The following is a 13,095-nucleotide window of genomic DNA, read 5'->3' as shown; positions in this document are numbered from 1 at the left end:
GCGCGGAAGGGGGCGGAGCGCGTCGCCGATGGATGACCCGTAGTCGCGGACGAGGCGGGCCCGCTCCGTCGTGCTCTCCCCCGGCCGGCCGGGGCCGGTTCAGTCCAGGGGCATGTCCTCCGAGGCGTCCCGCTGTTCGGGCACATAGCGCAGCACGCCCCACATGCTGTGCTCCTCCGGGCGGTCGTCGGGGCCGGTGACTCTCGCGGCGTCGAGCCGGCCGAGCATCGCGCCGGTGTCGGTGCCCGAGCCGATGAGCACGAGCCGGGTGCCCTTCCCGGTGCCGTCGGCGGGCCGGCGCTCCGGATGGAAACGCAGGAAGCGGCCGACCGCGTGGACCGCGTAGCGGTTGAGGGGATCGGCCTCGCCGAAGTCCACGAACCCCTTGATCCGGTACAGCCCTTCGGGCCGTGAGTCCAGGAAGTCCAGCAGCCTGCGCGGGTGGAGGGGTTCGTCCGCCTCGAAGGACACGGTCTCGTAGGCCGCGTGCAGATGGTCGTGGTGGCCCTCGCCCTCGCCGTCCTCGTGGAGGTCGTCGAAGGACAGCTGGCCCACCCGCTCACCGGGCGGGCGGCATTCGAAGAGCAGCTCGGGGTCGATCCGCCCGTACCTCGCCTCGATGACGGCGGCCCCGCCCGCCAGCCCGGTGATCCGCTCCACCAGGCGCTGACGCGCCGCGGGAGCGACCCGGTCCGTCTTGTTGACCACGACGAGATCGGCGATGCCGAGATGCCGTTCGATCTCCGGGTGCCGCTCCCGGGTCGACTCGAACTCGGCGGCGTCGACGACCTCGACGAGGCCGCCGTACACGATCCGCTCGTTCTCGCTGGCGAGGAGCATCCTGACCAGCTCCTGGGGCTCGGCGAGTCCGCTCGCCTCGATGACGATCACATCGAGGCGGGCGGCGGGCCGGGTGAGCTTGTCCAGGAAGACGTCCAGCTCGCTCGCGTCGACGGCACAGCACAGACAGCCGTTGCCGAGGGACACGGTGGAGTCGCCGAGTTGGCCGGCCACGGTCATGGCGTCGATCTCGATCGCCCCGAAGTCGTTGACGATCGCGCCGATCCGGGTGCCGCGGCTCGCCCGGAGCAGATGGTTGAGCAGGGTCGTCTTGCCCGATCCCAGGAACCCCGCGAGGACGACGACGGGGATCTGCGGACTGCTCACGACGGGACCTCCTGGGGGCTTTCGTGCGGCGGTCCCAGCATATGGGCGGTTCAGGAGGCCTTCGGCAGCGGCTGGGGCGGCTGCGGTCCCACATAGCGCGCGGCAGGTCGGATGATCTTCGAGTCCCGGGCCTGCTCCAGGATGTTGGCGCTCCACCCGACCACCCGTGCCGCGCAGAAGGTGGGGGTGAACATCTCCCGGGGCAGTCCGCACAGCTCCATGACCACGCCCGCGTAGAACTCGACGTTGGTGTGCAGCTCGCGGCCCGGCTTCAGCTCCGCCAGGATCGCCTCGACCCGCGCCTCGACCTCGACCGCGAGCTCCACCAGCGGCCCGCCGAAGCTCTCCGCGACGGAGCGCAGCATGCGCGAGCGGGGGTCCTCGGTCCGGTAGACGGGGTGCCCGAAGCCCATGATCCGCTCCCCGGCGAGGACGCGCTGCCTGATCCAGGAGTCGACGCGGTCGGGGGTTCCGATCGCGTCGAGCGTGTCCAGGGCGCGGCTCGGGGCGCCGCCGTGCAGCGGGCCGGACAGGGCGCCGATCGCCCCGACCAGGGAGGCGGCGACGTCGGCCCCGGTCGAGGTGATCACCCGCGCGGTGAAGGTGGAGGCGTTGAATCCGTGGTCGACGGTGGAGACGAGATAGCGTTCCACTGCCCGCGCCCGGGCCGGGTCGGGCTCCGAACCGGTCAGCATGTAAAGGTAGTTGGCGGCGTACGGCAGGTCCTCGCGCGGCTCCACCGGCTCCAGGCCCCGGCCCAGCCGGTGCAGGGCGGTCAGCAGGGTGGGCACGGCGGAGCAGGCCGCGAGCGCGTCGTCGCGGCGCCTCTCGGGGCCGAGGTCGTACACCGGCCGGAAGCCTGCCGACGCCCCCAGCAGGGACAGCGCGGTGCGCAGCCCTGCCAGCGGCCCGGAGGGGGCGCAGGTCCGGGCGACGACCGGCAGGGCGTCCCGCACCTCGTCGGGCAGCCGGCGCAGTGCGGCCGTCCGCGCGAGGAACGCCTCGCGCTCGGCGGCGTCCGGCAGCCGGCCGTGGAACATCAGATGCCAGACGTCCTCGAACCCGCGGCTCTCGGCGAGCTCCACGGCCGAGTACTGGCGGTAGTGGTAGAAGCCCTCCCGGCCCCGGACGTCGCCGAGTTCGGTGTCGGTGACGACGACGCCCGCGAGGCCGCGCGGTACGTCAAGGGGCGCGGTCGCGCCGTTGGTGCTGAGCATGTGGGTCCTCCCTCGATTGACTCGACTGTCCTTCCTTGACTCGATCATTGTCAATATTGATTGAATCAATATATGGCTGACTGTGTACGGTGTCCTCATGACGGATCAGGACCAGGGCGCGGACGGCGACCGGCTCACCACGCGCGAGGCGGCCGAACGGCTCGGCGTGAAGCCCGAAACGGTGTACGCGTACGTCAGCCGCGGTCAGCTCGGCAGCCGCCGCGACCCGGGCGGGCGCGGGAGCACCTTCGACGCGCAGGAGGTCGAGGCGCTGGTCCGCCGCGGCCGCCGGCAGGCCGCGGCCGGGGGCGACGGCACACCCGTGGTCCGCACCGGCATCACGCTGATCGACAGGGACCGCTACTACTTCCGCGGGGTCGACGCGACCGAGCTCGCCCGCCGGTACCGCTACGAGGAGATCGCCGACTGGCTCTGGACCGGCACCCTGGAGCGGGGCGTCCGGTTCACCGCCCCGGCCGAGCCCCTCGCCGCCGCGCGCCGGGCTGTCGAGGCCCTGCCCGCGCACAGCGGTTCGACGGACCGGCTGCGAGTGGCCGCCGTCGCCGCGGCGGCGGCCGACCCGCTCCGGTTCGACCTCTCCCCCGCCGCCGTGACCGGCGTCGGGCGCATGCTCGTCCCGACACTGGTCGACGCACTGCCGGTCCTCGGCACCGCCCCCCGCGGCGACGACCCGCTCGCGCGGCGTCTGTGGTCACGGCTGACCGCGCGACAGCCGGACGACGCGTTCCTGGGTGCCCTGGACAGGGCGCTCTCCCTGCTGATCGACCACGATCTCGCGGCCTCGACCCTGGCGGTGCGGGTCGCGGCCTCCGCCCGGGCGCATCCCTACGCCGTCGTCTCGGCCGGACTCGGCGCGCTGGACGGACCCCTGCACGGCGCGGCCAGCGGTCTCGCCCACCGGATGCTGGCCGAGGTGCTGGAGCGCGGCAGCGCGGCGCCGGTCGTCGCCGACCACCTGCGGGCGGGACGGCGGGTGCCGGGGCTCGGCCACCGCCTCTATCCGGCGCAGGATCCGCGCGCGGAGGCGCTGTTCGGTGTCCTGGCGGAGATCCCGGACGCCCGGCCCGCAATGGAGGCCGCCCGCGAGGTCGAGGCGACCGCGGCCCGCCAGACGGATCTGCACGCCAACGTCGACCTGGCGCTCGCGGCGCTGTCGGTCTCGGCGGGGATGCCGGCCGAGGCCGGCGAGACGGTCTTCGCGGTGGCCCGCACGGCGGGCTGGATCGCCCATGCCCTGGAGGAGTACGAGGAACGCCCGCTGCGCATGCGGCCGAGCGGCCAGTACCACGGTCCCCGGCCGCCCCGGCCCATGCCCTGACCGGCCATGGGCCGGACGTCGTACGCGGCCCGGTCCGCTCCGCGCACGGGGACCGGCTCCGCGGCCGCGCGCGCGGCCGGACGGTATCCCCGGCGCCGCCACGACCCTGGTCGGCGTAGTACACGGTGTCGAACAGCAGCCGGGCCAGCTCCACCACCTCCCAGGCCCTGGCGTACGTCTCCCGGTGGAACAACGAGGGGACGGGCGTCGGCGGCGACTGCACGACCTCCTGGCCCCCCCTGTTCATCCGGGTGTGTTCATCCGGGTGGCGGCGACGACCGCGGAGAGCACGGCGGTGTCGGGGTCCTGGAGCCACGGCTGCCCGGGCAGCCCGAGAGCGCCGAGGGCGCCGTCGAACAGACCGTCGCCGGGGTCGTAGAGGTACTTGAAGAGCAGCACGGAGGCGACCGGCGGCACCAACACGGGCAGGTACATCAGCAGCCGCAGATACGCCTGGGCGTGCCGGAACTCATTGGTCACGAGCGCGACGACGAAGGGCACGGCGAAGCCGAGGACCAGCGCCGGTCCCGTGAACGGCAGTGTGCCGCGCCACGCCTGAGAATTTTCGGCCGTCGCGTCCCGCGGGCCACCGCAGCACGGGATTTCCCGAAGGCCGTCCCGGACGCCTACCGTGCATGTGTATGAGCCCCGCATCGACCGGCCCCGCAGGCGTGCCCCCGAGACGGCGGCGGTTCGGCTGGCCGCGGCGGGTCTTCGCACAGGTCCTGCTGATGCAGCTGGCCATCGCCACCGGTGTCACCGTGCTGGCCACCGGCCTCTTCCTGGCACCGCTCAGCGCCCAGCTGGACGACCAGGCGATGCGCCGCGCGCTGGCCATAGCCGAGACGACCGCGTCACCGCGGGTCGCCGAGGGCCTTCTCACCTCGGAACCCTCCGGGAACGGCCCCGTCCAGACCGAGGCGGAACGGATCCGGCGGAGCACCGGGGCCGAGTACGTCGTGGTCATGGACCGGCGCGGAGTGCGCTGGTCCCACACCGACCCCAGCGAGATCGGCGAGGTCGTCTCCACCGACCCGAGTCTGCCGCTGGCCGGCCGGCACGTGATGGGAATCGAGAGCGGGACGCTCGGCCGCTCCGCCCGGGGCAAGGTCCCGCTGCACGACGCCGACGGCCGGATCATCGGCGCGGTCTCCGTCGGTATCGAGTACGACAGCGTCCGGGACCGGCTGCTCGGCGCGATCCCCGGCCTCCTCGCCTACGCGGGCGGGGCCCTCGCCGTCGGCGCCCTGGCCGCCTACATGATCTCCCGCCGGCTCCAGCGCAAGACCCACGACCTCGCCTTCTCCGACATCTCCGCGCTCCTCGCCGAGCGCGAGGCGATGCTCCACGGCATCCGTGAAGGGGTGGTCGCCCTCGACGGGGCCGGCCGGATCCGGCTCATGAACGACGAGGCCCAGCGGTTGCTCGGGCTCGGCCCCGAGGCCGGCGGCAGCCTGCTCGAGGACGCGCTCGGGCCGGGCCGCACCGCGGACGTGCTCGCCGGGCGGGTCACGGGCGAGGACCTGGTGACGGTACGGGGCCATCGCGTCCTGATCGCCAACCGGATGCCGACGGACGACGGCGGCGCCGTCGCCACGCTGCGCGACCGGACCGAACTGGAGCAGCTGGGCAGGGAGCTGGACTCCACCCGGGGACTGATCGACGCACTGCGCGCCCAGGACCACGAGCACGCGAACCGGATGCACACGCTGCTGGGGCTGCTGGAGCTGGAGATGCACGAGGAAGCGGTCGAGTTCGTGACCGAGGCCGTGGGCGTGCACCGGGCCACGGCGGAGCAGGTCACCGAGAAGATCCACGACCCCCTGCTGGCGTCGCTTCTGGTCGGCAAGGCGACGGTGGCGGCCGAGCGGGGCGTCTCGCTGCGGATCGCGTCCGGCACGCTGCTGCCCGACCGGCTCGTCGACCCACGCGGCCTGGTCACCGTCGCCGGCAACCTCGTCGACAACGCGCTGGACGCGGCAGGCGCGTCCGAGGACCCGCGCGTGGAGATCGAGGTGCTCGTCGAGGACCGCACCGTCCTCCTGCGGGTCTCGGACAGCGGACCGGGGGTTCCCGCCGGGCAGCGCGAACTGATCTTCACCGAGGGCTGGTCCACGAAGGAACTGCCGGCACACGGCAAGCGCGGGCTGGGGCTGGCCCTGGTCCGGCGCTTCGCGGAACGGCAGGGTGGCAGCGTACGGGTGGCGGAGGCCGGGCCGGCGACGGGTGGGGGCGCGGAGTTCACCGTCGTCCTGCCCGAGGCGCTGGCCGACCCCGGCCTCGACCCGGGACTCACGACGACGGAGGGCACGCGATGACGGCCGGGGCGGACGCACTGATCGAGGTCCTGGTCGTGGACGACGACATCCGCGTCGCCGAGATCAACGCCGCGTACGTGGCCAAGGTGCCCGGCTTCCGGGTCGCGGCCCTGGCGCACTCCGCCGCCGAGGCGCTCGACCTCATCGCCGAGAGGCCGGTCGACCTGATCCTGCTGGACCACTACCTCCCGGACGAGAACGGACTGGCCGTCGTCCGGGAGCTGCGCCGGCTCGGCCACCACACCGATGTGATCATGGTGACGGCGGCGCGCGACGTCGCCACCGTCCAGGCAGCGATGCGGCACGGCGCGCTCCAGTACCTGGTCAAGCCCTTCAACTTCGCGGGGCTGCGCGCCAGGCTGGAGGCCTACGCGGGCCTGCGCCGCACCCTGGACGGCGGCGGTGAGGCCGAACAGGCCGAGGTCGACCGCATCTTCGGCGCCCTCTCCGCCACTCCGTCCCCTGCCCTTCCCAAGGGCCACTCCCCCACCACCGCCGGGCTGGTGCGCAGGGTCCTGATGGCCGCCGACACCCCGCTCTCCGCACAGGAGATCGCCGAACGCGCGGGCGTGAGCCGCCAGACCGCACAGCGCTATCTGAAGCTCCTGGAACGCTCGGCCCGCGTCCGGCTCAGCCTCCGCTACGGGGAAACGGGGCGCCCCGAGCACCGCTACACGTGGACGGCGAGCGGGGACGGCCGCGCCTGATCGGAACCCCCGGCCGGCGACGCCGTCGGCGGCCCCCCTCAGACCGCGCCCGCGCCCGTCAGCGCCCGGACCTCCGTCTCGGCGTGCTTCGCCTCGTCCGGCACCTCGGAGGACGTCACCGTGCCGAGCCAGCCGGCGAGGAAGCCGAGCGGGACGGAGACGAGGCCCGGGTTCTGCAGCGGGAAGAACTGGAAGTCCAGTTCGGGGAAGAGCGCCTCGGGGCTGCCCGACACCACCGGTGAGAGCAGCACGAGCAGGACCGCGGGGAACAGGCCGCCGTACACCGACCAGACCGCGCCGCGGGTGGTGAAGTTCCGCCAGAACAGCGAGTAGAGCAGCACCGGCAGGTTCGCCGAGGCGGCGACGGCGAAGGCGAGCCCCACCAGGAACGCCACGTTGAGGTCACGTGCGAGCAGACCGAGCGCGATCGCGGCGGCGCCGATCGCCGCGGCGGCGACCCGTGCCACCGCCACCTCGCTGTGTCCCTTGCCGTGCCGCCTCCTCAGCGACGCGTACAGGTCGTGGGCGACCGACGCCGACGAGGCGAGGGTGATACCGGCGACGACGGCCAGGATCGTCGCGAAGGCCACCGCGGCGACGACGGCGAACAGCACCGTGCCTCCGGTGGAGCCCGCCCCACCGCCGAGGTCGAGGGCGAGCAGGGGGACCGCCGTGTTCCCCGCGGCGTTCGACGAGCGCACCTCGTCGGTGCCGAGGACGGCCGCCGCGCCGAACCCGAGAACGATCGTCATCAGGTAGAAGCTGCCGATGAGTCCGATGGACCAGACGACCGAGCGACGGGCCGCCCGCGCCGTGGGCACGGTGTAGAAGCGGGACAGGATGTGCGGCAGACCGGCGGTCCCGAGCACCAGGGCGAGCCCGAGACTGATGAAGTCCAGGCGCGCGGTCCAGTCCGTGCCGTACCGCAGTCCGGGCGAGAGGAAGTCCTTGCCGTGCCCGCTCTGCGCGGCGGCGGAGTCGAGCAGTTCGTTGACGTCCCCGTGGAAGCGGGTCAGGACCAGCACGGTGAGCGCGGTGGCGCCGGCCATCAGCAGTACGGCCTTGACGATCTGGATCCAGGTGGTGGCCCGCATCCCTCCCATCGACACGTAGACGACCATCAGCGCGCCCACGCCGATGACCGTCCACGAACGGGCGGCCTCGCTCGTCCCGCCGAGGAGCAGGGCGACCAGACTGCCCGCTCCCACCATCTGTGCCACCAGGTAGAGCACGGACACGGCGACCGAGGAGGTTCCCGCGGCGATACGGACGGGACGCTCGCTCATCCGGCTGGCGACGACGTCGGCGAGCGTGAACCGTCCGCAGTTGCGGACCAGTTCGGCCACCAGGAACAGCACCACGAGCCAGGCGACGAGGAACCCCACCGAGTACAGCATTCCGTCGTAGCCGTAGAGCGCGATGAGACCCGAGATGCCGAGGAAGGAGGCCGCCGACATGTAGTCGCCCGCGATCGCGAAGCCGTTCTCCATCGGTGAGAAGAGCCGTCCGCCGGCGTAGAACTCCTCCGCCGAGCCCCGCCGGTTGCGACTGACCCAGGTGGTGATGGCCAGGGTCACCGCGATGAACGCGCTGAACAGCACGAGGGCCAGGGTCTGGTGATCGCCCGTCAACGCTCGTTCTCCCGCGCCGCGTCGGTCTGCCGGGGCAGCCGGATGCCGTCGGCGGGGTCGCCGCCCGCCGCTTCGGTGTCCCGCGTCCGGTCGAAGACCGCCCAGCGGAGATCGAGCGCGGCACGGTCCCTGCGCAACCGGGCATGACGCGCGTACGCCCAGGTCAGCAGGAAGGTGCTGAGGAACTGGCCGAGCCCGGCCACCATCGCCACGTTGACCGCGCCGGCCACCGGCCGCGCCATCAGCGCGGGTGCCGCGGTGGCCGTGATCACGTACGCCACGTACCAGATGAAGAACGCAGTGGTCGCCGGCACGACGAACCGCCGGTAGCGGCTGCGGACCTCCTGGAAGGCCGCGCTGCGGTGCACTTCCAGATAGATGTCGCTCGCCCGGTGGCGGTGTCCGCCGGCTCCCGCGGCCGGGGGCGCCGGGAGTACGGACTCGTCCGCACCGCCCGGTTCGCCCCAGCCGGAGGCCAGCGCGTCGTACCACGGGTCGTCGATGCGGACCGCATCGCCGTCCCGGCCTTGCTGCTTCTCCACGCTCAGTTCTCCTTGTCAGCGCACCGTTACGGCCGCGTGCCCAAGGATGGACAGAACGGGGGGATCCCGGACTCTTCTCTTCTGCTCTTCACCCCATTAGGTGACGGAGGCCGGCGCTCCGCCCGGGGCAGGGGTCAGGCGTCGATGCGCGAGCGGTCCAGGGTCGCCGCGGAACTGGTGATGAACTCCTTGCGCGGCGCGACCTCGTTGCCCATCAGCAGGTCGAAGACCTGCTCCGCCGCCTCCAGGTCGCCGATGTTGATCCGGCGCAGCGTGCGGTGCCTCGGGTCCATGGTGGTCTCCGCGAGCTGGTCGGCGTCCATCTCGCCCAGGCCCTTGTAGCGCTGGATCGAGTCCTTGAAGCGGATCCCCTTGCGCTGGAACTCCAGCAGCGTGGAGCGGAGTTCGTTGTCCGAGTACGTGTACACGTACTTGTCCTGGCCCTTCTTGGGCTGGACCAGCTCGATCCGGTGCAGCGGCGGCACGGCGGCGAAGACCCGGCCGGCCTCGACCATCGGCCGCATGTAGCGCTGGAAGAGCGTGAGCAGCAGACAGCGGATGTGCGCGCCGTCGACGTCGGCGTCCACGAGCAGGACGATCTTGCCGTAGCGGGCGGCGTCGATGTCGAAGGTCCGGCCGGACCCCGCCCCTATGACCTGGATGATCGAGCCGCACTCGGCGTTCTTGAGCATGTCGGAGACCGACGACTTCTGCACGTTGAGGATCTTGCCGCGGATCGGCAGCAGCGCCTGGAACTCCGAATTCCGGGCGAGCTTGGCCGTGCCGAGCGCGGAGTCTCCCTCGACGATGAAGAGTTCGCTGCGCTCGACGTCGTCGCTGCGGCAGTCCGCGAGCTTCGCGGGCAGCGAGGACGACTCAAGGGCCGTCTTCCGGCGCTGCGCCTCCTTGTGCTGGCGGGCGGCGATCCGGGTGCGCGCGGCGGCGACGGCCTTCTCCAGGACGGCCCGCGCCTGCGCCTTGGCGTCGCGCTTGGTCGAGGTCAGAAACGCCTTGAGTTCCTTGGCGACCACATTGGCCACGATGCGGTTGGCGGCGGACGTGCCGAGGACCTCCTTGGTCTGGCCCTCGAACTGGGGCTCGGCGAGCCGCACGGTCACGACGGCGGTCAGCCCTTCGAGGGCGTCGTCCTTGACGATGTCGTCCTCGGCGACGCGAAGGAGCTTGGCGGAGCGGAGCACCTCGTTCATGGTCTTGGTGACGGAGCGCTCGAAGCCGGTGACGTGGGTGCCGCCCTTGGGGGTGGCGATGATGTTCACGAACGACTTGACCGACGTGTCGTAACCGGTGCCCCAGCGCAGCGCGATGTCGACGCCGAGTTCACGGGTGACCTCGGTCGGCGTCATGTGGCCGCGGTCGTCGAGGACCGGGACGGTCTCCTTGAACGTGCCGTGACCGGTCAGTCGCAGAACGTCGCAGACGGCCTTGTCCTGGGCGAGGTACTCGCAGAACTCGCTGATGCCGCCGTCGAAGCGGAAGATCTCCTGCGACTTGCCCTCGCCCTCCAGGTCGCGCTCGTCGCGGACCACGAGGGTGAGGCCGGGCACGAGGAACGCCGTCTGGCGGGCGCGCTGGTGGAGCGTCTCCAGCGCGAGCTTCGCGTCCTTGAGGAAGATCTGCCGGTCCGCCCAGTAGCGGACACGGGTACCGGTGCGGTTCTTGGGGACCCGCTTGCCCTTGATCAGCCCGTTCGCCGGGTCGAAGGGCGCGTCCGGGCCGGACTCGGTGAAGATGCCGGGGACACCCCGCCGGAAGCTGATCGAGTGGGTCGCGCCGCCCCGGTCGACCTCGACGTCCAGGCGGGCGGAGAGCGCGTTGACGACGGAGGCGCCGACGCCGTGCAGACCGCCGGAGGCCGCGTAGGAGCCGCCGCCGAACTTTCCGCCGGCGTGCAGCTTCGTCATGACGACCTCGACGCCGGACAGCCCGGTCTTGGGCTCGACGTCGACCGGAATGCCGCGGCCGTTGTCGCGGACCTCCACCGAGCCGTCGTCGTGGAGGATGACCTCGATGTGGTCGCAGTAACCACCGAGGGCCTCGTCCACCGAGTTGTCGATGATTTCCCACAGGCAGTGCATCAGGCCGCGGCTGTCGGTCGAGCCGATGTACATACCCGGCCGCTTGCGAACGGCTTCGAGCCCTTCGAGGACGAGCAGGTGCCGCGCGGTGTAGTTGGAACCGTCACGGTCTGCGGTCAGCAGCGCACTCGACGGCACGGACGTTTCGGCGGTCACGCGGTTCGCTCCTCGCTGAATTTGAATGTGGCCGTGTGGGGGAAGTGGCCCGGCGTCGGTCGCCGGTCAGAGGGTACCGAGGCCTGGTAGAGCCGATGTAACGCCACCCTCATGATTCAACATGCTAGTGCAGAGTCGCATACACGTTCGATCCCTCGATGGGGTGACGTGCACATCACGTTCCCTTCCAGGCATGAACCATTTAGGCTCCGGGCACGTCCTCATGAACAACCGGCAACCCAGCCGGGAGGACTCAAGACCCGAGAAGCAAGCGAAACCGTAAAGCTAAGCAATACGGCACATTCGCCGCCAACCGGCAGCAGACAGCCACCTTGACGAAGAAGTTTCAGGGAAAAGGCACGAGCGGGAACGTTTTCGGCCTGGTTGGATGTTGACCCTGGTACGACAGCTCGTCGAGCTAGAGAAGAGGCGACGTGACTACTGTTCTGACCCCCGCGAGCCCGCTGACGGCCGCTGACCGCTGCGACCGCTGCGGCGCCCAGGCGTACCTGCGCGTCGTCCTGACAAGCGGCGGTGAGCTGCTCTTCTGTGCCCACCACGGGCGCAAGTTCGAGCCGGAACTCAAGAAGATCGCCGCTGAGATACAGGATGAGACGGACCGTCTTACGGCCGTACCGGCCGGTGCCGGAGAAGACGAGCACTGACGTCGCATCCACGACGAGCCAGGGGCCGGTCCAGGGCCGGCCGACGGGCGGCCACCCTCTCCAGGGGGTGGCCGCCCGTTCTCGTATGCCCGCGCCCCATTTCGTGACGCACCGCGCCGATGTGACCGCATTCCGTGACAGACCTCGCACCGGGGGCGGTCAACAGGGCGGGAATTCCTACCCGTCCATGGCCGAAAGTGCTCGTCCTCTCACCAACTGGCGCAGGCCTCACCGGTGGTCGGCCACCGTCGGCAGCACCTCACCGACCCGGGTGTAGACCCCCGGGGCGTCGGCCCGGCCGCATCCGCTGCCCCAGGAGACGATCCCGATCAGCCGGCCCTGGGCCACCAGAGGGCCGCCGCTGTCGCCCTGGCAGGCGTCGTGTCCCCCGCTCGCGTCACCGGCGCACATCATCGTCGCCGGCATGTAGCGGCCCCCCATCACGCTCCCGGGGTAGGCCTGCCCGCACACGGAGTCCGGCTGCACCCGCACCGGCGCGGCGTGCAGTGTGCGGGCGTACGTGCCCGCCCCCGTCGTGTCGCCCCAGCCGTAGACCGTCGCTGCCGTCCCCGGCCGGTACGCCTCGTCACCGCGACGGGCCGTGGCGATCGCGTGCTGAGCGGGCAGCGCGTCGCCGAGGGTGAGCACGGCGAGATCCGCCGAGCTGGTCACCGGGTCGTACCCCGGGGCGAGCTGCACCTTCTTCACGGGGATCTCCCGGCCGCCGGGGCCGCGCAGGTCCTCGCGGCCCGCGATCACCCGCAGGTCCCGCACCTCGCTCACCGGTGTCCCCAGCACCTCGCGGCTGAGGCAGTGGGCCGCGGTGAGCACCTTCGTCGGCGCCACCAGGACGCCACCGCAGAACTGACCGGCCCGGGTACCTCCGAACCGGTCACGGCTGGACAGGGCGACCACCCAGGGAATCTCCGAGGACCGCACCGCGGCCCCTCCGATGATCACGCTGTCGGCGGCCGCCGGAGCCTGGACGAGGAGGGGTGACAGAGCGGCCGCGGAGGCCATGGCCAGGGCCGTCGTCAGGGATCGGGTGATGGGACGTCGCATGCGCTCTCCTGACTCTCCGGTGCTCTCCGTCCACTCAGCGTCGGCCAGCCGGGCACGGTCCGCACCCGCGCGAGAGCGGTGAGCGAGCGCCGCCGGGCGGCGGGCGGACCACCGAGGCCGGCCGCGGACGACGGCCGAGCGGGCGGGACACGGAAAGGGCCCGGCTCCCTCGGGATGCCGGGCCCTCCGTCGTGC

The 13,095-nt window shown here is 71.8% G+C and carries 10 protein-coding genes and 1 pseudogene; 4 read left to right on the top strand and 7 right to left on the bottom strand.

Going from position 1 to position 13,095, the window contains the following annotated elements; translation table 11 throughout:
* Positions 1–99: 99 nt before the first annotated feature.
* Positions 100–1,167: a CobW family GTP-binding protein gene (locus QRN89_RS26080; RefSeq protein ID WP_290351796.1), complete on the bottom strand. Its 1,068-nt coding sequence runs from the start codon at positions 1,165–1,167 to the stop codon at positions 100–102.
* 50 nt (positions 1,168–1,217) lie between these two features.
* The gene (locus QRN89_RS26075; protein ID WP_290351795.1) at positions 1,218–2,384 is read right to left on the bottom strand and encodes a citrate synthase/methylcitrate synthase; all 1,167 of its coding nucleotides are present in this window, start codon (positions 2,382–2,384) and stop codon (positions 1,218–1,220) included.
* Positions 2,385–2,481: 97 nt separating this feature from the next.
* On the opposite strand from QRN89_RS26075, the gene QRN89_RS26070 reads away from it, so the two are divergent.
* Entirely contained in the window at positions 2,482–3,723 is a 1,242-nt protein-coding gene (locus tag QRN89_RS26070) for a citrate synthase (protein WP_290351794.1), read from the top strand.
* Positions 3,724–3,969: 246 nt separating this feature from the next.
* Here QRN89_RS26070 and QRN89_RS26065 read toward each other — a convergent pair.
* A pseudogene (locus QRN89_RS26065) lies at positions 3,970–4,281 on the bottom strand (carbohydrate ABC transporter permease); the annotation flags it as partial.
* Between the two features lie 83 nt (positions 4,282–4,364).
* Here QRN89_RS26065 and QRN89_RS26060 point away from each other — a divergent pair.
* Positions 4,365–6,041, top strand: coding sequence for an ATP-binding protein (locus tag QRN89_RS26060; protein ID WP_290351793.1), 1,677 nt, complete (start codon positions 4,365–4,367; stop codon positions 6,039–6,041).
* Positions 6,042–6,058: 17 nt separating this feature from the next.
* On the top strand, positions 6,059–6,748 hold the full coding sequence (locus tag QRN89_RS26055; protein ID WP_290353861.1) for a response regulator: 690 nt from the start codon (positions 6,059–6,061) through the stop codon (positions 6,746–6,748).
* A gap of 38 nt (positions 6,749–6,786) precedes the next feature.
* On the opposite strand, the gene QRN89_RS26050 is transcribed toward QRN89_RS26055, so the two are convergent.
* The 3 genes from QRN89_RS26050 to QRN89_RS26040 form a co-directional block, all read right to left on the bottom strand.
* Positions 6,787–8,379 carry a monocarboxylic acid transporter gene (locus tag QRN89_RS26050; RefSeq protein ID WP_290351792.1) on the bottom strand — a complete coding sequence of 531 codons (1,593 nt, stop codon included), beginning with the start codon at positions 8,377–8,379 and terminating at the stop codon, positions 6,787–6,789.
* Positions 8,376–8,921 carry a DUF485 domain-containing protein gene (locus tag QRN89_RS26045; protein WP_290351791.1) on the bottom strand — a complete coding sequence of 182 codons (546 nt, stop codon included), beginning with the start codon at positions 8,919–8,921 and terminating at the stop codon, positions 8,376–8,378. Before QRN89_RS26045 ends, QRN89_RS26050 begins: the two co-directional genes overlap by 4 nt.
* A gap of 134 nt (positions 8,922–9,055) precedes the next feature.
* Entirely contained in the window at positions 9,056–11,173 is a 2,118-nt protein-coding gene (locus QRN89_RS26040) for a DNA gyrase/topoisomerase IV subunit B (RefSeq protein ID WP_290351790.1), read from the bottom strand.
* Positions 11,174–11,607: 434 nt separating this feature from the next.
* On the opposite strand from QRN89_RS26040, the gene QRN89_RS26035 reads away from it, so the two are divergent.
* Positions 11,608–11,838, top strand: coding sequence for a DUF7455 domain-containing protein (locus QRN89_RS26035; RefSeq protein ID WP_290351789.1), 231 nt, complete (start codon positions 11,608–11,610; stop codon positions 11,836–11,838).
* Positions 11,839–12,066: 228 nt separating this feature from the next.
* Here the strand turns inward: QRN89_RS26035 and QRN89_RS26030 are convergent, their stop codons facing one another.
* Positions 12,067–12,900 carry a S1 family serine peptidase gene (locus tag QRN89_RS26030; protein WP_290351788.1) on the bottom strand — a complete coding sequence of 278 codons (834 nt, stop codon included), beginning with the start codon at positions 12,898–12,900 and terminating at the stop codon, positions 12,067–12,069.
* Between the last annotated feature and the right edge of the window lie 195 nt (positions 12,901–13,095).

Origin of the sequence: Streptomyces sp. HUAS CB01 (genome assembly GCF_030406905.1) — a bacterium.
GTDB lineage: Bacteria > Actinomycetota > Actinomycetes > Streptomycetales > Streptomycetaceae > Streptomyces > Streptomyces chengbuensis.
This window is presented reverse-complemented; position numbering and strand designations above follow the sequence as displayed.